Raw genomic sequence first — 19,602 nt, forward strand, 5'->3', positions numbered from 1 at the left:
CACAGGCGCCTCACGAGGACGGCCGTGCCGCCGTGACCCAGGGACGGCGCCAGGCCCCGCTGGCAACCGGGCCGGTGTCGACGCCGCGCATCAACCACGAGATGCACACGGCAACGCTGCTGCCCTCGGGCAAGGTGCTGGTGGCTGGAGGGCCAGGAACGAACGCCGAGGAGTACGACCCGGCTACGGGCACCTGGAGCACGATGGGCCCGATGCTCGAAGCCCGCTACACCGCCACGGCGACGCTGCTTCCCTCGGGCAAGGTGCTGGTGGTGGGAGACTTCCTGGACCCCGCCGGCGCCACCGCGGAAGTGTACGACCCGGCCACGCGCACCTGGAGCATGACGGGGCCACTGAGCAACAGCCGCTTCCTTCACACGGCGACGCTGCTTCCCTCGGGCAGGGTGCTGGTGGTGAGCCAGGGTGAAGCGGAGGAGTACGACCCGACCACCAACGCCTGGCGCACGACACGCGCGATGGCCACGGCCCGCCTGGAGCACGCGGCGACGCTGCTGCCCTCGGGCGAAGTGCTCATCACCGGAGGCCACGGGGAGGACCGCACGCTGGCCAGCGCCGAGGTGTACGACCCGGCCACGCGCACCTGGCGCATGACGGCGCCCATGAACCAGGCCCGCAGAAACCACACGGCGACGGTGCTTCCCTCGGGCAAGGTGCTGGTCACCGGAGGCTCCGGGGAGGATGACGGCGCGCTGACCAGCGCCGAGGTGTACGACCCGGCCACGCGCACCTGGCACATGACGGGCGCGATGGCCACGGCCCGCTCCGACCACACGGCGACCCTGCTGCCCTCGGGCAACGTGCTGGTGGTCGGGGGGGACCTCTCTAGCCTCCTCACCAGCGTGGAGGTGTACGACCCCGCCACGGGCACCTGGAGCGTGGCGGCTCCGCCCATCACGGGGGGCCACGTCTTGCACACGGCGACCCTGCTGCCCTCGGGCAACGTGCTGCTCGTCCAAGGCCAGCAGGCGGAGGTGTACGTGCCCCCCGCCACGAGTACCTGGAGCCCCGTGGCCGTGCCGGCCCTGCTCCATCGTGGCCACACGACGACCCTGCTGCCCTCGGGCAAGGTGCTGGTGGCCGCGGGCGAGGGGACGAGCCGAGCGGAGGTGTACGACCCGGCCACGAACACCTGGCGCGAGACGGGGGCGCTGACCCACACCCGCTCCGGCCATACAGCGACTCCGCTGCCCTCGGGCCAGGTGCTGGCCGCCGGAGGGGGGACAGCCAGCGCGGAGCTCTACGACCCGGACACGGGCACCTGGCACGAGACGGGCGCGATGAAGACGAACCGCTCCGGCCACACGGCGACGCGGTTGCCCTCGGGCAGGGTCCTGGTGGTCAGCGGGACGGATGCGGAGGAGTACGACCCGGGCACGGGCACCTGGAGCGAGACGGGCCCGCTGGCCTCGGCCCACACCCATCACACGGCGACGCTGCTGCCCTCGGGCCAGGTGCTGGTCACCGGAGGAGGAACGGCCAGCGCGGAGCTCTACGACCCGGCCGGGCGCACCTGGAGCACGACGACCGAGATGAGCCAGGCCCGTGCCCACCACACGGCAACGCTGCTGCCCTCGGGCCAGGTGCTGGTCGCCGGGGGTTCCGGGGTGGATGGAAGCGCACTGACCAGCGCCGAGGTGTATGACCCGGACACGGGCATCTGGCACGAGATGGGTGCACTGGCCCACGCCCGCTCCGGCCACACGGCGACGCTGCTGCCCTCGGGCAAGGTGCTGGCCGCTGGCGGCGTGACCGGCGGCTTCAGCTCGGAGGAGTATGACCCGGCCACGGGCCTCTGGAGCGCAACCGTCACACTGCCCGACGAGCGCTCCGGCCATACGGCGACCCTGCTCCCCACGGGCCAGGTGCTGGTGGTCGGCGGCACGAACACTCTGAATGCCTCCCACGCGGCGCTGTACACGGATCCGCGGGTTCTCGAGACCTGGCGCCCGGCCGTGGACGCGCTGGTCGCGAAGCCAGGAGCGGCGTTCCGGCTCACCGGGCGCGGCTTCCGGGGCCTGTCCGAGGCCAGCGGCGGTATCACCCAGAGCTCCGCGACCAACTTTCCCCTGGTCGGGCTGCTGACCCTGGAGGGGAACACGCTCCTCCGCCTTCCAGGGAGCGGCTTCTCGGACACGGCCGTCACCGTCACACTGCCCGCGGTGAGGGATGGCGACTACCTGCTGTCCGTGATGACGAACGGCATCACCGGCGGGCAGCTCCTCCGGGTGGACGGCACCGCTCCGGCTCCGCCCCAGGTGGAGACTCCGGCCAGAGGAACCTGGCTCAACACCGCCCGGCCCACCCTCTCCGGCACCGCCGAGCCGGGCAGCACGGTGCGGCTGGCGCTGTCCGGAGGGAAGACGTGGACGCTCACGGCCGACGCGCGAGGAGCCTGGAGCTACACCCCGGACACAGCGTTGACCGAGGGGCCTCACGCGGTCTCGCTCACCGCCCTCGACGAGGCCGGAAACGAGAGCCCTGCTTCCGAGGTGCTCGACTTCACCGTGGACACGCGGGCCCCCGATGCGCCGGAAGTGACGACCCCCTCCGACGGCAGCACCTTCTACACGAAACAGGTGCCAGACATCCTGGGCTGGGCCGAGCCGGATAGCGTGTTGCAGCTGAGACTGGATGAGGGCGAAGCCGTGACGCTGAAGCCCAATGGCGCGGGCACATGGAGGTTCACGCCCCCTCCGCCCCTGGCACTCGGGCGCCATGTCATCTCGGTCACCGCGACAGACCGGGCGGGCAACACCAGCGAGCCCACCACCTCTTCCTTCATCCTCGCCACTCCCGGCAGCTACTACGGCTGGAGCTGCACCACCTCTCCCGCCTTCCCGCTGCTCTGGGCCTGGGTGCTGGTGGCCTTCTGGCTCCATCGAGAAGGCGCACGTCGAAGCCGGTGAAGGCGTCGGTGAAGCTGCTATCGGCAACCGGGGCGCTTTGACACCCTCCACGAGCCGTGGTAGCCAAATGACCGCTGGGCCGCAGCAGTGACGCTGCTGCGGGCCTCCTCCTCGAGGAGGCGAACAAAGCTACGTCACCTGAACCCGTGGGCCGAGAGGCCCGAGACGCGGGGAGGTGGCGAGCCTTCGTCACCTCCCCGGGAGGAGATGAAGATGACGACGAAGCCCACCCCCGACGAAGTGGCGACCGCGTACGACGTCTGGTCCGAGGTGTACGACACCCAGACCAACGCCACGCGCGACCTCGATGCCACCATCCTCCAGAGCCAGGACCCCTCCCTCTTCCGAGGTGACGTCCTGGAGATTGGGTGTGGCACCGGGAAGAACACGGAATGGCTCGCTCCCAGGGCCCGCAGCCTGGTCGCGCTCGACGCCTCGGAGAAGATGTTGGACCGCGCGCGCGAACGCACCGGGGTTCAACACGTCCAGTTCTTCCTGCATGACCTGCGCAAGCCTTGGCCCGTTGAGGAGGCCTCTCGCGACACCGTCACCTGCAATCTGGTGCTCGAGCACATCGAGGACCTGTCCTTCGTCTTCTCCGAGGCGAAACGCGTCCTCAGGCCAGGTGGCAGGCTCTTCATCTGCGAGCTACACCCCTACCGGCAGCTCCAGGGCAGGCGGGCGTATTTCGTGAATCCGAACACCGGCGCCCACCAGAGCATCCGCAGTTATCTGCACGACGTCTCGGAGTACCTGAATGCAGCCGTGGACGCGGGCCTCGTGCTGGTTCAAGCGAGGGATTGCCGGGATGAGGGTGAACCGCGCACGGCCGTGCCCCGCCTGCTCTCCCTGCTCTGGCGGAGCTGACGACGGTACGCGCCGGGCGTCTGGCCGACGTGTCGCTTGAAGACCTTTCCAAAGGCGCTGTCGGTTTCGTAACCCACGGCCTCGGCGATGGCAGTCAGGGATTCATCGCTCTCTGCCATCCGCTGCATGGCCGTGTGCATCCTCCAGCGCGTGAGGTACGACAAGGGACTCTCGCCAATGACGCCTTGGAAGCGTGCGGCGAACATCGAGCGCGACATGCGGGCGATCCTCGCCATCGCGTCCACCGTCCACGGATGCTGGGGCCGTTCGTGCAACTGCTGAAGGACTGGCCCCAGTTGAGGGTGCTCCAGCGCTCGAAGCCATCCGCCCATCTCAGGGGGCAACGTCTCGACGTAGGTGCGCAGCGCGTGGATGAACAAGACGTCGGCCAGCCGGGTGGCGACGATTTCGTGCCCGGGCCGTCCCGCCTCCATCTCCGCGGCGACGAGCTGGACGGTGGATTCCACCCAACGCGAGGAGACGACCCCGTCTCCTTTGACGTGCAGCACCCGAGGCAGGCCCGCGAGCACGGGGTTGAGCCACGTCCCCTTGAACCCGAAGCTGAAGGAGATGAGCGTCGTCGGCGTCCCGTCCCCGCCATAGCGCAGGATGCCTCCGCATTGGCCGCCATGTGCCGCGTAGATCTCAGGCAAGGGATACGGGCGTGTCTTGGGTGAGTCCCTCAAGACATGAGGTGTGCCACCCAGAATGAAAACCCAGTCACCCGCGGCAAGCGGGATGCGCTTGTGTTCGATCTCCAGCCAACAACCTCCGCGAGAAATCGCGTGGAAGAAGCCCGGGTGTCCGAGGTCGAGCTTGAGCCCCCATGGCGCGCTCAGCTCCAGGCGGCCATAGACCTCGGTCTTCAGTTGAAGGCTGCGCAGCGAATCCGCCAGGACGTCCATTCGTGCCTCCTCATCAGACGATCGGACCAGAAAATCAGAGGATTGCACATGGAACGTCCGAAATCACAGCTCTAAACATGGGCCAAGACGAAGGAAGCCGTTCGCCAAGGAGCAACCCATGACTGCCATGTCTGTAACGCCCACCGCCACGAAGGCGACTCCGAGGTCTCGCGGGGCGCTCTTCCACGCGCTCTGGTCCGGGTGGGCCGCGTCCATTCCCGTCGTGGCGCTGGCCACGCTCGCCGTCCTCGCAACGCCGCACATTCGAGGCATCGGGTTCTTCCCAGCGCTCCGCTACGCGGTCGTCACGCCCGCCTGTATTCTCGTCGCAATCGCGTCGGCATTTCTGTACCGCGCCCTGGCCAGGCGTACCGCGCGCCCTCGTGCGACCCTGGCGGCAACGCTCATCGGGCTCGCGCTGGCCGTCCTCCTGGGGATGGCGGCCGTAGGAACACCCGGCCTCGCCGCCGCGGCCTTCCCCGCCGTGCTCAGCGTCGGTGTCGCCTTGGCCCTGCTCATCCCACGCTTCGCCGATCGCCCGCGACGCTCGCGAGGAGGCACCGTCGCGCTCGTGGCCTTCGGCGTGCTCGAGGTCATCGGTGTCTTCGGCGCGCTCTCGAGCGAAACCATTGCCCCACGCGACCCTCGGGGGCTCGCGTTCGAGCTCCCTCGCGCGATGTTTGACGTCGACCACAAGTTCATCGAGCTCCCCAGCGGAGCCCGTATCCACTACGTGGACGAAGGCGAGGGCGAGACGCTTCTCTTCTTGCACGGCAACCCGGCATGGTCGTTCCAGTGGCGCGACCTCATTCGAGGACTTCGAGGCTCGTACCGCTGCATCGCGCTCGACTACCCCGGCTTCGGCCTGTCCGAGGCGCCCGCCGGGTTTGGCTTTACGCCTCGCGAGCAGAGCCTCGTCGTCGAGGAGTTCGTCGATCGCCTCGGGCTCCGCGACGTGACGTTGGTGATGCAGGACTGGGGCGGGCCCATCGGCCTCGGACTCGCGGGACGCCGCCCCGAGCTCGTGCGCCGCGTCATTCTCGGGAGCACGTGGGCGTGGCCGACAGACACCAGCTCTCCGCGCGGCAAGTTCTCGGTCATCGCTGGCGGGCCCCTCGGCGAGTTCGTGCAAGTGAACTTCAACGGCTTCGCCTCGTTCGGAATCAAGAACGGCGTCGTGCGCGAGCTCCCCTCCGGCGTCCTCGATGTCTACCTGCGACCCTTTCGCCCCCTGGAGCGCCGTGGCATCGCGGCGTTCTATCCGGGGCAGATCACCGCCGCGACCGAGTACTTCGCGGAGGTCGAAGCCAGCCTGACTCGCCTGGCCGACAAGAAGGCACTCATCTTCTGGGCGCTCCAGGACCTTGGGTTTCCCCGGGCCGATCTCGAGCGGTTCGAACAGACCTTCCCGAACCACAAGACGATCGAGCTGCCCAACGCGAATCACTTCTTCTTCGAGGACACCGCGGAGCAGATGATTCCGGAGATCCACGCCTTCATGTCGTCGGAGCCGGGACGGGCGACCGCGCCCGACGCCGCTGGTGACTCTCGATAACGGAGAACCCAGGGCGCGTGTCGAAGTGCCGGGTGACACTTAATGCGCACTCCCTCTCGGGCCGGGAAGCCACGTCACGCGGCCCGAGCGCCCTCACTGCGCGCTCTGTAGAAGCCCCGCATCCCCTCCATCATCCAGCCACGAGGCGTGAGCGCGAGGAAGGAATCGCGAACCGCCACCACCGCCCGGTTCCGTCCGAGGATCATCGACCCCATCCACCGGGCATTGCGCTGGAGCCGTTCGGCGATGGGTTGCACGCGGGCCGAGTAGGCAGCGAGCGCGGCCTGGGCCTCGGAGGTGGTGCTCAGCGCCTCGGCCAACACGACGGCGCTCTGGAGCGCGAAGGCACTTCCCATCCCCGACAGGAACGTGGGGCACGCGGCGGCATCACCCAGCAGGCCGACCCTCCCGCGCACGATGGAGTCGAGGCGGATCATCTTGATGTCGTCGACGAACACGAAGCTCTGGTCGTCGATCCCCGCGAAGGCGGTGCGCACCACCGGTGCGAATGCGTTGTACTCACGAGCGAAGAACGCTCGCGTGGCGGCGGCCCCCCGGAGCTTCGGCCGGAGGCTCTCCCCGCCGTGGTACACGATCACCGAGAGGCGCCCCGGTGCGCTCGGGATCATCCCCACCATCTTGCCGCAGCCGAGATACGCCGAGAACTCCCCGAGCTCGAGCCCATGCGCCACATCGATGTCGATGGCGACGTAGCTACCTCCGAGCAGGAGCTCTCCGCTCTCGCCGAAGAGCCGCTTGCGCACCTTCGAGTGGACTCCATCGGCGCCAATCAGCACGTCTCCCCACTCCTCGCGGCCATCGGAGAGCACCACGGTCACGCGCCCGGCCTCCTCACGGAAATCGGTGACCTCGGTCCCAAAGCGCACGTCGACGTCGTCGCGCACGCGCCGGTGGAGCACGTCGTGGAGATCGGCCCGCCGAATCGGGAGGAACCCCCCCAATCCCGCGTTCAAGGCGGCCAGGCGCTCGGAGCGGAGGAGTTGCCCACCCCGCGTGAGAAACCGCACCCGGCCCGAGAGCGGAAGCGCGCGGGCCTCGCAATCCTCGCGCACCCCAAGCCGGTCGAGCATGGCCACGCCCTCGGCCTTCAGAGCAACGAAGTGGCCCTGCGGCCGGAATTCGCGCGCCCGCTCGATCACCAGGCAGTCATGGCCCGCGTCGCGGAGAAGCCGCGCGAGGGCGAAGCCGCCGATTCCACCTCCCGAGATAAGCACCTTCATGTTCATTCCTCCTTCGGTTCGAGTGCGCGGTTTCGGCGCACACACTGAATTCAAGGGCGCAGCAGGCGCTGGTAGGTGTCGAACACCACCCGCGCGTGCTTGCGCACGACGGCCTCGCTCAACGTCTTGCGGCTGGCGACGAGCGCCTCGTCGAGCACGGAGTCACTCACCACCATCAGCGAGACCAGGAGCTCGACCGGGAGATCCGTGCGCACGCAACCGAGCTTGCGGCCCAACTGGATGACCGAGCGGAATTGCTCCTCCTGCCGACGGCGCAGCATCGGGGCCAACCGCGGGCTCGCGCGCAATTGCTGGCTGAGCTGACGGAACGCGCCGAGCAACTCGGGGAATTTGGAAGCCGCCACCAGCCAGGCCAAGAAGGTCTGCTCCAGGCTCGGCCAGAATTCCTCGGCGCTCACCGGCTGCCGGGGCAGGAGCGGCGGAAGCTGCGCCTCCAGGCGGTCGTACAGGTCCTCCGCGACGGCCGTGAAGAGGTCCTCCTTGTCCACGAAGTAATAGTAGTAGGCCCCCTTGCTCAGGCCCGCCTTCGCGAGGATCGCATTGAGCGAAGCCCCCTCGATTCCCTTCTCCGTGAACTCATGGAGCGCGATGCGCAGCAGCTCGGCGCGCCGGGCCTCGGGAAGTTTGTAGAACCGTTCGAGTGGCATGGACCAATGGTATAGACCACTGGTCTAATCCGCAACGCATTCTCGCCTTCAACACCTTCCGTCCCCTTCCCCCCTGGTCGCCGTGGGCCGGATTTCCGCTCCTCAACCAGCCAGAAGCCCTCGGGGCGCCGTGGCCTCGAGCGCGGACAGGAGGCGGAGCGCGGCGTCATCGACCTCCCGCCGCCATGCGAGGCGCCAGGGTCGGCGGAGCGGTCCCGACGCGAGACGCTTCACGACAAGATCCCCCTTGCCGAGGTGCGGGCTGGAGATCCACTCGGAGAGCACCGCGATACCCATGCCTGCACGTGCCACGTCGAAAATTGCCTCCGTGAGCGGCAGCCGCTCGATGTGAAGCCGCGGCCTCGCCCGGCCAAACACGCTCGACATGAACCAGTGCGACTCCGCCGACGCGCCCTGCCCAATCAGGAGCTTGTTCTCACGGAGATCCGCGGGCGTGAGCGTCTTGCGCGCCGCGAGCGGGTGCGACGCCGACATGATGAACACGACCTCATCGGAGAAGATCTGACGCTCCTCGAGTCTGTCGCGAGGGACCACCGACGTCGTGACGAGCGCGACGTCGATCTCCCCGGCCTCGAGCGCCGCGACGGGAGAATACGTGTGCTCCAGCGCCAGCGCGACCTCGAACTCCGGCAGACTCTTGCGCAACCGCATGAGCGTGGACGGGAGCCAGTGGTACACGGTGTAGCACTCGCAGACGAGGCGGATGCGCATGGGTGGAGTCACCGGCGCTCGCACAAGATGCTCGAGGTCACCCAACTCCACCAGAAGGCGCGTCGCGCCCGTGACGAGGCGCTGCCCGGCCGCGGTGGGGACGAGCCCGCGAGGCGTACGGTCGAAGAGGCGCGTGCCAAGCTTGTCCTCCGCCGCGAGGAGCGCGCGGCTCACCGCTGGCTGCGTGAGATGCAGCACGGACGCCGCCTGCGCCGTGGTGCCGGCGGAGGCCAGGGCGAGCACGACGCGAAGGTCGCGCACGTCGAGACGGGGACTCGGAGGGGGAGCAATGTCGTCCATGCATTGAGTCTATGCCAAGGATGCGTTGGACGCATTGCCCCGAGATGCGCAGAGTAGCGATCGTTCCGACGAACGGAACGAGACCGACCCCTGGAGGAAATGCCATGCAACTCTATTATTCGCCCCTGGCTTGTTCGATGGCGGCCCGAATCGCGTTCTACGAGGCAGGCGCGGACGCCACGTTCATCGAGGTTGACCCGAAGACCAAGCTCACGCGCGACGGAAAGGACTTCCGGGAGATCCACCCGCTCGGCCTCGTCCCGACCCTCCGCACCGACGATGGCGACATCCTCACGGAGAACGCGGCGATCCTTCAGTACGTGGCCGACTTCTACCCCAAGGCGAAGCTCGCGCCGACGGACCGCATGGAGCGTGCCCGGTTGCACGAGTGGTTGTGCTTCATCGGGACCGAGCTGCACAAGGCGCTCTTCACGCCACTCCTCGACCCGAAGGCCCCCGAGGGCGCGAAGGCCTACGCGCTGGAGAAAGGGGCGTCCCGCCTCTCCCATCTGGACAAGCACCTGACCGGCCGCGAGTTCCTGCTCGACCGCTTCAGCGTCGCGGACGCGTACCTGTTCACGGTCCTGAACTGGTCCGTGGTGACGCCAGTGGACCTGAAGAAGTGGCCGGCGATCAGCGCATACGTCACGCGCCTGCGGGACAGGCCGAGCGTGGCGAAGGCGTCCTCGGAGGAGCGGGTGCTCTACACGGAGGAGCAAGCGCGGCACAAGGCCAGCACTTGAGCCCACACAGCCGGACACCGCGAGCAGGGCGGGGGCCCGAGCAGGTGCAGCGTGCCAGGGGCGCCAGCAACCACCAGCGATTCGGTAACGGCATGCAGCTCGCTGGCACGCCGCTCTCGGGCCGTCCTCGCCTACTCGGCAGCTCTCCTCACATTCCGTGGAGCGCCCAACGAGGGATGGCCCCGAGACGTCCAGGAACGACGTCCGGGGCCTGTCTCCTTCTCCAGCGTCCCGTTGGGCTCTCCAGTCAGGGGCTCGGTGGGTTGTCCAAGGGTTCGAAGAGGATGTCGCCCTTCAACCACCCCCGGGCAATCTGGAGCCTGAAACGGAAGTCGTATGCCGCGTCGACCGGCTGGCCCTGGTGCTGCACGGGCGTGAAGCGCATCTTGTAAAGGGCCCGGATGATGCTCTCCCCTATGTACGGGAGAGGCTTGCGGATGCAGCAGTCCTTGACCTCGCCGTCGCGGGTCAGGAGGCACCGGGCGATGAACGCGCCCTGGAGACGGGCCTCCAAGGCCTCCCGCGTGTAGCGTGGCATGCGGCCCGAGAGATACTTGGGTGGACTCATTCCCGGCTCGAACGGCGTGACGGACGAGCTGTCGTTACCCGAGGGGCATGAGTGGAGCACGAACGGCTGGAGGCGGTGCTCCTCCTGTTCGGGCAACTGGTAGTCGGCGCGCCAGCCCGCGGGCGTGCGTTGGAACCGCAGCTTTTCCTCGGTGGTGACGGTGTCTGGGTGGTGCCGCGTCCAGCGCACCAAGGCCATGAAGCGTTGCGCAGGGGTCTCGGGGTTGAGCACCTCGGGGGTGCGCAGCGACGGGTCTTCCCATCGAGGCCGGGTGAGCCGGACGGTGACCTCGGCCTGGTCTTCAAATATCGATGCGCCATACGCTTCGCACTGGGAGTACCGGGCCAGTGCGGAGTAGAGGCCAGGCCTGTCGAGCTCCGAGAGCCGCATCAGCGAGGGATTGCGCTGGATGAAGTCGAGATCCTCCTGCCGGATGAGCTCGGAGGGGACGAGGGCTTCCGGGAGGCGCGAGGTCACGGGGGCGGTGAGGAGCTGATACCGGCAGAGCAACGCCGCCCGCTGCTTCAGCTCCCCCCACTCGCGCTGCTGTTCCTCACTGGGTGGGGGAGGGCGCACACCACACATGACAGGATAGACGTCCGAGGCCGAAGAAGCACACCCCAGGAGGTTCATGGACAGAAGGGAGAGCAGAACGCTCCACGTCGGGAAGCGGGGCATGGCGCACGACTATACGACACTGCCCCCCTGGTCGCCGCGGACCGGATTTCCGCTCGACCTCCCGCCGCCGCTGCTCGCGGCCATCCCGCAGTTCCGAGGCGAGCCAGGCCGCCAGCTCAGGCGGCGGCGAGTGCGTTGATGTCCCGGTTCTCAAGCAGGCGCTGGGGTGCGCCCTGCTTCGCGACCCGGAGCATCGCGCGACCAACGCGCTCGGTCGTCGTGAAGAACTCGGGATAGAGCATCTCGAAGAACGGAGAAAGCGGCCCCATCACCCAATAGAGGACCCGGTACAGCCGCGTCTTCGACGTCACGCCGTGCATCGGCTGGATGAACCCCGGGCGGAACATGTATGCGGCCTTGAACGGCAGTTGGAACAGTGCGTTCTCGGTCTCGCCCTTGACGCGCGCCCACATGACGCGGCCCTTCCCCGTGCTGTCGGTGCCAACGCCCGACACGTAGATGAACGTCATGCCCGGGTTCAGCCGCGCCAACGTGCGCGCCGCCGCGAGCGTGTAGTCGTACGTCACGCGCCGATAGTCCTGCTCCTTCATGCCCGCCGAGGACACTCCCAGGCAGAAGAAGCACGCGTCGTAACCCGAGAGCTTCTCCTCCACGGAGGAAAAGTCGGTGAAGTCACGGTGCAGGAGCTCGATGAGCTTCTCGTGCCGCTGCCCCGTCTCGCTGCGCCCCACCGCGAGCACCCGCTCCACCTCGGGGTCGAGCAGGCACTCGCGCAGCACGCCCTGTCCGATCATCCCCGTCGCGCCAAAGAGAAGGATCTTCATGTCATCAACCCCCTGTGTGGATATCGCCAAGCTGGGTGGAGACAATGGGATGCTGCTCGGCTGTGTCCCAGGGCAGGCTCGGCCACCAGCGTTCGAGCGGTGGCGGAGCGCCCGGCTCGATGCTCTGGCCGGGCTTGGGCACGATGACCGTGTCGTTCCCCTGTGCGGCCGCCGCGAGTACGCGCTCGATAGGCTCGGTCCAGCCGTGAGCGGCGAGCGTGAACAGCCCCCAGTGCACCGGCAGGAGGACTCGGCCCTGGAGCATCCGGTGGGCGAGCACGGCCTGCTCGGGTCCGATGTGCCAGTCGGGCCAGGCGCTGTGGTACTGGCCCACCTCAATCATCGTCACATCGAAGGGCCCCAGGCGCGCGCCAATGTCTTTCATCGCCGGGAACAGCCCGGTGTCTCCCGAGTAGAACGCACGGTGCGCGGGGCCGTGGAGCGCGAAGCCGGCCCACAGCGTCGCGTCCTTGTCGAGCCCGGTCCGCCCCGAGGCGTGGCGCGACGGAGTCGCGGTGATGTCGAGTCCACGGACCCGCGTGTGCTCCCACCAGTCGAGCTCGACGATGCGCGCCTCGGGCACGCCCCACGCGGCGAGGTGCGCCCCCACGCCGAGCGGCACCACGAAGGTGGTGTCCCAGTCCTTCATGGCCGAGACGGTGGGATGGTCCAGGTGATCGTAGTGGTCGTGCGAGATGACGACCGCGTCGATGGGTGGCAGCTCCGAGAGCGCGATCGGCGGGGCGTACCACCGCTTGGGGCCCACCCAGCTCAGCGGCGAGGAGCGCTCGCTCCAGATGGGATCCATGAGGACACGGTGACCGTCGATCTCGATCAGCGTCGTGGAGTGCCCAAGCCACGTAACGCGCAAACCCGTGGCCGGCGGTGTCTCGAACCGGCGGCGGTCACCGGGCATGGAGGGTGGCGGCTCGGCGGGGCCCACGTCGGGGCTCGCCTTGAACATGGCTGACAGGGAACCCCACCAGTCATTCCAGAGCGGCTGCGGGTTCTCGAAGTGCCCGTCCTTCCATTGCGGCGAGCGCTCCATTCGCGCCCGTCGCGCACCGCTGGCACGAGCACCCAGGGCGGTCCACGCGTCGGCGGCGATGGAGGCCAGGACAACGGCCAGCAGCACCCCCGTCCCGAGCGCCGCGCGCGCCAGTCTGCTGCGGATCTTCATGGGCTTCACCGGCTCCTCCGAGGGACGCATGCCAGGAGGGCTCGCCCGCTCGATACAAATTGACAAAGTACATAAATATTGTCAACTTGTTCGCATGTCGGATGAGAAGAGCCAGGAGCGTGACGCGCAACGCCGGGCGGCGATCCTCCAGGCCGCGCGGGAGTGCTTCCTCCAGTTCGGCTACACGAAGACCTCGCTCGACGACATCGCCAGGCGGGCGAACATCTCGCGGCCGCTCATCTACCGGAAGTTCAAGAACAAGGACGACATCTTCACCGCGGTCATCGAGGAGCTCTTCGAAACGCGCTACCCCCGGGCCGAGCAGGTGCTGACCTCGCCTGGTACCCGGCGGGACAAGCTCCTGCGTGTCTACGAGATCCTCCTGCTCGAGCCGTGGGACGAGCTGATGGGCGCGCCCATGGCGGCCGATTTCTACGAGGTCTGCTCGCGGCTCTTCCCGCAGGTGGAGGCGAAGCACGTCCGGATGCAGCTCAAGCTCACGCAGGCCATCCTGGAGAACAAGGAGCTCGCCGAGGTCTTCATGCTCGCAGTCGACGGGCTCCAGGGAGACCTGCCGGCGACGCGTGTGCTGCGCCGCCGCCTGCAACTGCTCATCGAACGCTTCGTGTGAACTACCCTGGGACGAGCTTCACCTTCGACAGCACATGGTCCACGGCCATCTTGTGGAGGGCCAGGCTCTCGAAGCGCCGCATCACCGTCGGATCAGACTGGAGCAGCCGGCCCAGCTCTTCACGCGTCGTCTGGGTGATCTCAGCGAGGTTGTCGATGAGCGCCACCAGGTCTTCCTCCTTGGGCTGGACCTGATCTCTCGCGAGGATGGCCTGGAGCCCCAGGCTGATCCGCAGCCGCCGCTCGGCGTCGAGCCGGGTGAAGGGATCGCTCAGCCACCCCTCGACCGCCTCTTGCAGCTCCTGCTGCTCGAAGTTCCGGAGGGCCAGCTGCGGGTACTCCGACTCCGTCCACGCGCGGCGTATCTCCTCGTCAATGAGGTTCTGGGGCACATCCACCCGCGTGCGCTCCACCACCTCGTCGAGCACGCGCTCCTGGAGGTCGTGTTGTGCCTGTTGCTCGTGCTCGTAGGCGAGCTGCTGGGCAATGTTCTCCATCACCTCGTCGAGCGTTGAGCCCAGCTCGAGCACGGAGAGGAGCTCCGGGGATTCGTCGGTGAGCAGCGTCACCTCGCGTGCGGCCTTCACGTCCACCAGGAAGCGGGCCTCGGCGCCACGCAGGGCTTCGACCGCGTACGTATCCGGCAGGATGATGCTCACGGCGATGGAGAGGCCCACCTTCGCGCCCACGAGCGCCTCGAAGAAGCCGGGGAAGGTTGGATCCGGCGTGGCCTCCGTCCACCAGTCGGTGCGTACGGAGAAGGGAATGAGCCTTCCGTTCGCATAGCCCAGGACGTTCAGGAGGACGTCATCCCCCAGCGCCACGTCCTCGCCCGGGGCGCGCTCCCTGCGCGGCGACCGCTCACGGCACAGCGCCGAGAAGCGCTCCATGAGGTCATCCTCGGTCACGGGCTCCACGGTGGGGGCGGTCACCTCCAGCCCCTCCAGTGACGGAGCCTCCAGAACAGGGGGCAGCTTCGTGGGCTCCGCGCTCTCGAGCGACTGCATGCCCGGAGAGCGCTGGAGCAGGCGCATCCCCTGCAACTCGGTCAGGGTCATCCCCTTCCCATTTCCCGTGGAATCACTGCTCGTGGACATGCTCTCTCTCGTAAGTACCTGGAGGGGCCGGCGAGGCCCCATGATGGCACTCTAGAAGAGCTTCTTGAAGAAGCCGCCCACCTTGTCGGCGGCCTTCTGGGCGATGCCGGGCTTGTCCTTGTCGCCAAAGAGCCCGCCCACCACACTGGACACGGTGGAGACGACGGCTCCCGCCTGGCTCACGATGGGGATGTTGGTCGCGGCCGCCACGGAGCCCGCGAAGGTGATGACGCTGCAGACCTTCTTGCCCACGGTGGCGTTCTTGTCCGCCAGCGTGCTGGCCATGGCCACGCCGTCCATCGCCGCGATGGCCACGTTGGCGCCCGGAACGAACCGGCCACCGGCCTTGGCCGCCGCCGTCGCGCCTGACTTGAGCGCCGCCTTCGCGATGGGCTGGGCGGCGCTCTTGATGGCGTCGTCACCGGCGCCCTTGATGGTGTGCTTCAGCGCGGACTGGGTGACCTTGGCGGACTTCCCCAGGTAGCGGTTGGCCGCAGCGCGTGCGGTCTTGTTGGCCGCCTTGGGGTCCGCGTCGGGGGCGTGCGCGCGGATGGCGTCGAGGGTCCCCTTCTTCATCTCGCGGAACGCGCGGAACTGCTGGACGGTCTCGACGCCGCCCTTGACCACGTTCGTGGTGAGCGACGCGAAGCTGGCGGTGGAGCCCACGGCCTTGTTGTAGGTGCCTTCCCCGCGAGCCGCCTTGCGCCAATCGCTGACCATCGAGCCGAGCGCAGTGGGGAGTTGCACGGCGTTCATCATGCCGCCGCCCACACCTGCCCAACGCGTGAAGGGGGTATTGCGCAGCTCGACGGTCTGCTTGCCGCCCTTGCTGATCTGCCAGTTCCCGAACGTGTACGCCGCGCTCCGGTTGGCCTTCCCCTGGTTGCCCAGCGTGACGTCCGAGGCGATCTTGAAGAAGTTGGCGCGTACGCCATACCCATCGTTCTTGTCCGCGAGCTTGTCGAAGGCGTCCTCCTTCTTCTTGGGCTCTTCCTGCTTCTTGGCCTGCTTCGGAGCCACGGGGCCCTGCTTGGGCACGTGGGGGCCATAGGTCACTCCGCGGCTGCGGCGATCATCAGGACCGGTAACGGACATGGACGCGTTCTCCAATTGAAGAAATCTTGGGTGGATTCTCGCGCCGAGGCGTTGCGAAGTTGCTTCCAAACCAGCGAATTTAGAAGAGTGCGGGCTCTTTTCACCGTGCGAGAAGACGAAAAAGGACTCGCCTGGGCACTTCGCTCCCGACGAGTCCTCTGACACCCTCCCTGGATGTGATGGACCATGACGAGAAGCCGGCGAGCAGCGTCCGCACCCTCGCGGTGCACGTGCACGAGGGGTGCGACATCTACGTAGGCCGGGCCTTCCGTGCGTGGGCGAAGCCGAGCCCCACCAACCCCGTGCCGGGCCGCTTCGGCAACCCCTTCAAACCCGGGGGCGTGAAAACCCCGGGTGCCATGGTGCGCAAGTACTTCGACCCCTGGCTCTCCGCCCTGCCTGAGGACGAGCAGCAGCGCATCCGTGCCGAGGCCCTGCGCCGCATGGGCCCCGAGGCGGACGCCTTCGAGTCCTTCCGCTGGTACCTGGAGTTGCGCACCCGGTACGACGCGGACTGGCTCGCCGCTGTACGGGCGCTGCGCGGCAAGCGTCTGGGGTGCTGGTGCAAGCCCGGCCCCTGTCACGCGGACGTACTGGCGGCGTGGCTCGACGCCGGCTCCGCGCACTGACTGATCGCCTACGGAGTGAAGACCGACACGACGAGCCCCTCACCGGCTTTCGGCATCCCGACCATCACCCAACGCTCGCCGACCTTGCGGAGCGCGCCGGGCGCTCCCTTGAAAACCCAGGCGTTGTCCTTCTTCTCCATGGGATGGTTGGCGCTCTTCGACCAGATGGCGAGCCCGGCGCGGATGGAGTCGGGAGGCGTCACGTTCGCCTTTCGTCCCTTGAAGAAGGCCTCGTAGTCCTTGGCGAGTTGGGTGAGCGTCTTCGCCTCCTCGGCATTCTCGGGATCGATGCGGGAGAGCGCCCCCAGGACACGGGTGCCGTCCTCGTTGAGCGCCAACGAGGAGATCCACGGCTCGCTCACGACGACCTTCCCGGCCTTCCCACGCTTCACGATCCAGGTCAGCCCCACCAGCGCGTTTCGTCCGCGAACATCCGCGGCGGTGCCTCGCTGTTGCGACAGCGCGACATCGCACAGAGGCTCCGGCTTCCTCCTGGGTTTCTGGCAGGCGTACGTCGTGGCCAGAGCCTCGAGCACGAGTGGCCGCTCCACTTCGAACCGTTGAAAGACCTCGGCGGGGATGGCCGGAGGGGTCTGCGACAAAATGAGCGTGAGTGTCAGTGCGAGCATCCCCAAACCTAGGAACATCCACAGCGGAGCTACAACAAACCAGGTGAACATCCTTCATCCAAAGTGGGGATTGATGGGCTTCGATAGGACTGAACGCAGGGTTCCCTGTCGGTGCCATCCAAGCTATGCCACACAGCGCGAATGAGCCCTCCCCCGCCAGGACCCCCCGAGCCCGTGTTGCCCTACCTTGAGGCGGGCCAGCCCGGCCGCCCCGCCCTGCTCTTCCTGCATGGCGGAGGGCTGAGTTCCAGGCAATGGGCCCCTCAACTCGAGCAACTCGCCCAGGACTTCCACTGCCTCGCGCCCGACCTTCCCGAGCAGGGGCGCAGCGCCCACGTGCGCCCCTTCACCCTGGAGGGCTCCGCTCGGGCCGTCTCGGAGCTGGTGCGCACGCGCGTGCCCAGCGGACGTGCCCACGTGGTGGGCCTCTCGCTGGGCGGAGCGGTGGGGCTCACCCTGCTGCGCACCGCGCCCGAGCAGGTGGAGAGCCTGCTGGTCTCCGGGACCGCGTCCGGGCTGGGACGAGTGCTCGGCACGGTGTCGCTGTGGAGTGCTGGGCTCTACCGGCTGATGTCTCCCGAACGGCTGGCGGCGCTATCCGCGCGGCAGTTCGGCATCCCAGAGGAGTTCGCGGAGGCCTTCCGGGAGGACCTGGCACGCGGTGCCACGGCGGACTTCACGCGCAGCTTCACCCGAGCGCTCATGGGGCTGCGGTTACCCCTTGAGGCACGGGTCCCCCTCCTCGTGGCCGTGGGCGAGCACGAGACGTGGGCCGCACACCGGGCAGCGCGGGTGCTCGCGCGGAAGCTGCCTGGCGCGCGAGCGGTGACGGTGCCAGGTGTGGGTCACGTGTGGAACCTGCAAGCGCCCGCGCTCTTCTCCGCCATGGTACGTGCGTGGGTCCGTGGAGAGGCGCTGCCCATCTCGGACTAAGGGCCACGCGACTACGCCGCCACGACCAGGGCCTTCGGCTCCAGGTAGGCCTCCAGTCCATAGGGGCCATTCTCGCGGCCAATGCCGGACTGCTTGAAGCCGCCGAACGGGGCCTTGGGCTCGTGGGTGAGGGTATTAACCAAGACACGACCAGCGTCGATCCGCGCGGCCACGCGTGCGCCACGCTGAGGATCGCCAGACACCACGTAGCCGTGCAGGCCATAGAGTGTGTCGTTGGCGATGGCGACCGCCTCGTCCTCGTCACGGTAGGTGATGAGCGACAACACCGGCCCGAAGATCTCCTCGCGCGCGATGGTCATGTCGTTGCGCACGTCGGTGAACACGGTGGGCTTCACGCACCAGCCCCGCTTCATGCCCTCGGGCCGGCCTTCGCCGCCGACCAGCAGGCGCGCCCCCTCGTTGATGCCGAGGCGGATGTAGCGCTGTACGCGCTCCCACTGTTTTGCGCTCACCATGGGGCCAATGGCTGTGTCGGCGTCTCGCGGGTCTCCGGACTTCGTCGCACGCACTTCGCGGGCGAGCAACGACTCGAACTCGGCCTGTCGAGACGCCGGGACCAGGATGCGGGTGCCGGCGATGCAGGCCTGACCGTTGTTCATGAAGCCAGCCTGCACCGCCAGGGGCACCGCGGTGGAGAAGTCGGCATCGTCCAACACCACCATGGGCGACTTGCCGCCCAGCTCCAGCGTCACCCGCTTCAGGGTTTCCGCGCCGGCGCGAAGGATCGTCTTCCCCACCACGGTCGAACCGGTGAACGAGATTTTGGCCACGTCCGGCGAGGCGCTGATCTCCGCGCCCACCACCTCACCGCGCCCGGTGACGATGTTGAACACACCGGGAGGCAGGCCCGCCTCGTGCAGCGCCCGGGTGACGATGCGTGTCTGGATCGCGCTCATCTCACTGGGCTTGATCACCGCGGTGCAGCCGGCGGCCAGCGCGGTGGCCAGCTTGCCGCAGATGAAGCCGGCGTCGTTGTTCCAGGGGGTGATCAGACCGGCCACGCCCAACGGCTGCATCACCACCCTCGCGGCGCCAGCCTGGCGCTCGAAGTCGTACCGCGCCAGCACCTCGGCCACTTCGCCGATCACCTGGTGGGCATAGCTCGCCATCCAACGAGCGCGCGACACCGGTGCGCCGTACTCGGTGACGAGGGCCTCGAACAGCTCGTCCTCGCACGCGGCCACCGCCGCCCGCATGCGCTCGAGCATCGCGAGGCGCTCGGCCCGGGTCGTGCGTGAGAACGCCGGGAAGGCACGTTTGGCCGCGGCGATGGCCCGACGTGCGTCCTCGGCATCGGCCAGTCGCACCTGGCCGATCACCTCTTCGGTAGCGGGGTTGAACAGGTTGAACCATTCGTCGCCATGCGGGGTGACGAAGGCGCCGTCGATGTAGAGCTGGTCAATTCGTTCCATGAAAGGA

Annotated in this window: 18 protein-coding genes; 7 read left to right on the forward strand and 11 right to left on the reverse strand. The window is 67.9% G+C overall.

Annotated elements, in window-relative coordinates; genetic code table 11:
* Nucleotides 1-32 precede the first annotated feature (32 nt).
* Both F0U60_RS50650 and F0U60_RS50655 read left to right on the forward strand, forming a co-directional pair.
* The gene (locus F0U60_RS50650; RefSeq protein WP_395811731.1) at nucleotides 33-2,927 is read left to right on the forward strand and encodes a kelch repeat-containing protein; all 2,895 of its coding nucleotides are present in this window, start codon (nucleotides 33-35) and stop codon (nucleotides 2,925-2,927) included.
* A 213-nt stretch (nucleotides 2,928-3,140) separates the two neighbouring features.
* The gene (locus F0U60_RS50655) at nucleotides 3,141-3,794 is read left to right on the forward strand and encodes a methyltransferase domain-containing protein (RefSeq protein ID WP_395811732.1); all 654 of its coding nucleotides are present in this window, start codon (nucleotides 3,141-3,143) and stop codon (nucleotides 3,792-3,794) included.
* On the opposite strand, the gene F0U60_RS50660 is transcribed toward F0U60_RS50655, so the two are convergent.
* The gene (locus tag F0U60_RS50660) at nucleotides 3,716-4,699 is read right to left on the reverse strand and encodes a cupin domain-containing protein (RefSeq protein ID WP_395811733.1); all 984 of its coding nucleotides are present in this window, start codon (nucleotides 4,697-4,699) and stop codon (nucleotides 3,716-3,718) included. The two genes, F0U60_RS50655 and F0U60_RS50660, sit on opposite strands and share 79 nt — an antisense overlap.
* Before the next feature lie 118 nt (nucleotides 4,700-4,817).
* On the opposite strand from F0U60_RS50660, the gene F0U60_RS50665 reads away from it, so the two are divergent.
* Nucleotides 4,818-6,254, forward strand: a complete 1,437-nt coding sequence (locus F0U60_RS50665; RefSeq protein ID WP_395811734.1) for an alpha/beta fold hydrolase — start codon at nucleotides 4,818-4,820, stop codon at nucleotides 6,252-6,254.
* A gap of 74 nt (nucleotides 6,255-6,328) precedes the next feature.
* Here the strand turns inward: F0U60_RS50665 and F0U60_RS50670 are convergent, their stop codons facing one another.
* The 3 genes from F0U60_RS50670 to F0U60_RS50680 all read right to left on the reverse strand — a co-directional run bounded on the left by F0U60_RS50670 (nucleotide 6,329) and on the right by F0U60_RS50680 (nucleotide 9,195).
* Nucleotides 6,329-7,495, reverse strand: coding sequence for an FAD-dependent oxidoreductase (locus F0U60_RS50670; RefSeq protein ID WP_395811735.1), 1,167 nt, complete (start codon nucleotides 7,493-7,495; stop codon nucleotides 6,329-6,331).
* A gap of 50 nt (nucleotides 7,496-7,545) precedes the next feature.
* Entirely contained in the window at nucleotides 7,546-8,163 is a 618-nt protein-coding gene (locus F0U60_RS50675; protein WP_395811736.1) for a TetR/AcrR family transcriptional regulator, read from the reverse strand.
* Between the two features lie 102 nt (nucleotides 8,164-8,265).
* Nucleotides 8,266-9,195 carry a LysR family transcriptional regulator gene (locus tag F0U60_RS50680; RefSeq protein WP_395811737.1) on the reverse strand — a complete coding sequence of 310 codons (930 nt, stop codon included), beginning with the start codon at nucleotides 9,193-9,195 and terminating at the stop codon, nucleotides 8,266-8,268.
* 104 nt (nucleotides 9,196-9,299) lie between these two features.
* Here F0U60_RS50680 and F0U60_RS50685 point away from each other — a divergent pair, with 104 nt between their 5' ends.
* Entirely contained in the window at nucleotides 9,300-9,938 is a 639-nt protein-coding gene (locus F0U60_RS50685; protein ID WP_395811738.1) for a glutathione binding-like protein, read from the forward strand.
* A gap of 247 nt (nucleotides 9,939-10,185) precedes the next feature.
* Here the strand turns inward: F0U60_RS50685 and F0U60_RS50690 are convergent, their stop codons facing one another.
* From F0U60_RS50690 to F0U60_RS50700, 3 genes are all read right to left on the reverse strand, one after another.
* The gene (locus F0U60_RS50690; RefSeq protein WP_395811739.1) at nucleotides 10,186-11,184 is read right to left on the reverse strand and encodes an energy transducer TonB; all 999 of its coding nucleotides are present in this window, start codon (nucleotides 11,182-11,184) and stop codon (nucleotides 10,186-10,188) included.
* Nucleotides 11,185-11,300: 116 nt separating this feature from the next.
* Nucleotides 11,301-11,969: an NAD(P)H-binding protein gene (locus F0U60_RS50695; RefSeq protein ID WP_395811740.1), complete on the reverse strand. Its 669-nt coding sequence runs from the start codon at nucleotides 11,967-11,969 to the stop codon at nucleotides 11,301-11,303.
* Nucleotides 11,970-11,973: 4 nt separating this feature from the next.
* The gene (locus F0U60_RS50700) at nucleotides 11,974-13,149 is read right to left on the reverse strand and encodes an MBL fold metallo-hydrolase (protein ID WP_395825808.1); all 1,176 of its coding nucleotides are present in this window, start codon (nucleotides 13,147-13,149) and stop codon (nucleotides 11,974-11,976) included.
* A gap of 94 nt (nucleotides 13,150-13,243) precedes the next feature.
* Here F0U60_RS50700 and F0U60_RS50705 point away from each other — a divergent pair, with 94 nt between their 5' ends.
* On the forward strand, nucleotides 13,244-13,780 hold the full coding sequence (locus F0U60_RS50705) for a TetR/AcrR family transcriptional regulator (protein WP_395811741.1): 537 nt from the start codon (nucleotides 13,244-13,246) through the stop codon (nucleotides 13,778-13,780).
* Nucleotide 13,781: 1 nt separating this feature from the next.
* Here F0U60_RS50705 and F0U60_RS50710 read toward each other — a convergent pair whose 3' ends face one another.
* Entirely contained in the window at nucleotides 13,782-14,876 is a 1,095-nt protein-coding gene (locus tag F0U60_RS50710; RefSeq protein ID WP_395811742.1) for a peptidylprolyl isomerase, read from the reverse strand.
* 51 nt (nucleotides 14,877-14,927) lie between these two features.
* Nucleotides 14,928-15,971: a hypothetical protein gene (locus F0U60_RS50715; RefSeq protein ID WP_395811743.1), complete on the reverse strand. Its 1,044-nt coding sequence runs from the start codon at nucleotides 15,969-15,971 to the stop codon at nucleotides 14,928-14,930.
* Between the two features lie 179 nt (nucleotides 15,972-16,150).
* Here F0U60_RS50715 and F0U60_RS50720 point away from each other — a divergent pair, with 179 nt between their 5' ends.
* Nucleotides 16,151-16,600, forward strand: coding sequence for a DUF4326 domain-containing protein (locus tag F0U60_RS50720; RefSeq protein WP_395811744.1), 450 nt, complete (start codon nucleotides 16,151-16,153; stop codon nucleotides 16,598-16,600).
* Nucleotides 16,601-16,608: 8 nt separating this feature from the next.
* Here F0U60_RS50720 and F0U60_RS50725 read toward each other — a convergent pair whose 3' ends face one another.
* Nucleotides 16,609-17,229 (reverse strand): hypothetical protein, encoded by a 621-nt coding sequence (locus tag F0U60_RS50725; RefSeq protein ID WP_395811745.1) that lies wholly within the window; start codon nucleotides 17,227-17,229, stop codon nucleotides 16,609-16,611.
* Between the two features lie 174 nt (nucleotides 17,230-17,403).
* Here F0U60_RS50725 and F0U60_RS50730 point away from each other — a divergent pair, with 174 nt between their 5' ends.
* Nucleotides 17,404-18,162 (forward strand): alpha/beta fold hydrolase, encoded by a 759-nt coding sequence (locus F0U60_RS50730; protein ID WP_395811746.1) that lies wholly within the window; start codon nucleotides 17,404-17,406, stop codon nucleotides 18,160-18,162.
* Nucleotides 18,163-18,173: 11 nt separating this feature from the next.
* Here the strand turns inward: F0U60_RS50730 and F0U60_RS50735 are convergent, their stop codons facing one another.
* Complete coding sequence (locus tag F0U60_RS50735; RefSeq protein WP_395811747.1) at nucleotides 18,174-19,595, reverse strand: aldehyde dehydrogenase family protein; 1,422 nt, start codon at nucleotides 19,593-19,595, stop codon at nucleotides 18,174-18,176.
* Between the last annotated feature and the right edge of the window lie 7 nt (nucleotides 19,596-19,602).

This window comes from Archangium minus (assembly GCF_044360475.1).
Lineage (GTDB): Bacteria > Myxococcota > Myxococcia > Myxococcales > Myxococcaceae > Archangium > Archangium minus.

Excerpts from the sequence above, each read along its gene's own strand:
- F0U60_RS50655 (WP_395811732.1), top strand. The coding sequence starts at position 3,141 with ATGACGACGAAGCCCACCCCCGACGAAGTGGCGACCGCGTACGACGTC.
- F0U60_RS50660 (WP_395811733.1), bottom strand. The coding sequence starts at position 4,699 with ATGGACGTCCTGGCGGATTCGCTGCGCAGCCTTCAACTGAAGACCGAG.
- F0U60_RS50665 (WP_395811734.1), top strand. The coding sequence starts at position 4,818 with ATGACTGCCATGTCTGTAACGCCCACCGCCACGAAGGCGACTCCGAGG.
- F0U60_RS50670 (WP_395811735.1), bottom strand. The coding sequence starts at position 7,495 with ATGAAGGTGCTTATCTCGGGAGGTGGAATCGGCGGCTTCGCCCTCGCG.
- F0U60_RS50675 (WP_395811736.1), bottom strand. The coding sequence starts at position 8,163 with ATGCCACTCGAACGGTTCTACAAACTTCCCGAGGCCCGGCGCGCCGAG.
- F0U60_RS50680 (WP_395811737.1), bottom strand. The coding sequence starts at position 9,195 with ATGGACGACATTGCTCCCCCTCCGAGTCCCCGTCTCGACGTGCGCGAC.
- F0U60_RS50685 (WP_395811738.1), top strand. The coding sequence starts at position 9,300 with ATGCAACTCTATTATTCGCCCCTGGCTTGTTCGATGGCGGCCCGAATC.
- F0U60_RS50690 (WP_395811739.1), bottom strand. The coding sequence starts at position 11,184 with ATGCCCCGCTTCCCGACGTGGAGCGTTCTGCTCTCCCTTCTGTCCATG.
- F0U60_RS50695 (WP_395811740.1), bottom strand. The coding sequence starts at position 11,969 with ATGAAGATCCTTCTCTTTGGCGCGACGGGGATGATCGGACAGGGCGTG.
- F0U60_RS50700 (WP_395825808.1), bottom strand. The coding sequence starts at position 13,149 with ATGAAGATCCGCAGCAGACTGGCGCGCGCGGCGCTCGGGACGGGGGTG.
- F0U60_RS50705 (WP_395811741.1), top strand. The coding sequence starts at position 13,244 with ATGTCGGATGAGAAGAGCCAGGAGCGTGACGCGCAACGCCGGGCGGCG.
- F0U60_RS50710 (WP_395811742.1), bottom strand. The coding sequence starts at position 14,876 with ATGTCCACGAGCAGTGATTCCACGGGAAATGGGAAGGGGATGACCCTG.
- F0U60_RS50715 (WP_395811743.1), bottom strand. The coding sequence starts at position 15,971 with ATGTCCGTTACCGGTCCTGATGATCGCCGCAGCCGCGGAGTGACCTAT.
- F0U60_RS50720 (WP_395811744.1), top strand. The coding sequence starts at position 16,151 with ATGGACCATGACGAGAAGCCGGCGAGCAGCGTCCGCACCCTCGCGGTG.
- F0U60_RS50725 (WP_395811745.1), bottom strand. The coding sequence starts at position 17,229 with ATGCTCGCACTGACACTCACGCTCATTTTGTCGCAGACCCCTCCGGCC.
- F0U60_RS50735 (WP_395811747.1), bottom strand. The coding sequence starts at position 19,595 with ATGGAACGAATTGACCAGCTCTACATCGACGGCGCCTTCGTCACCCCG.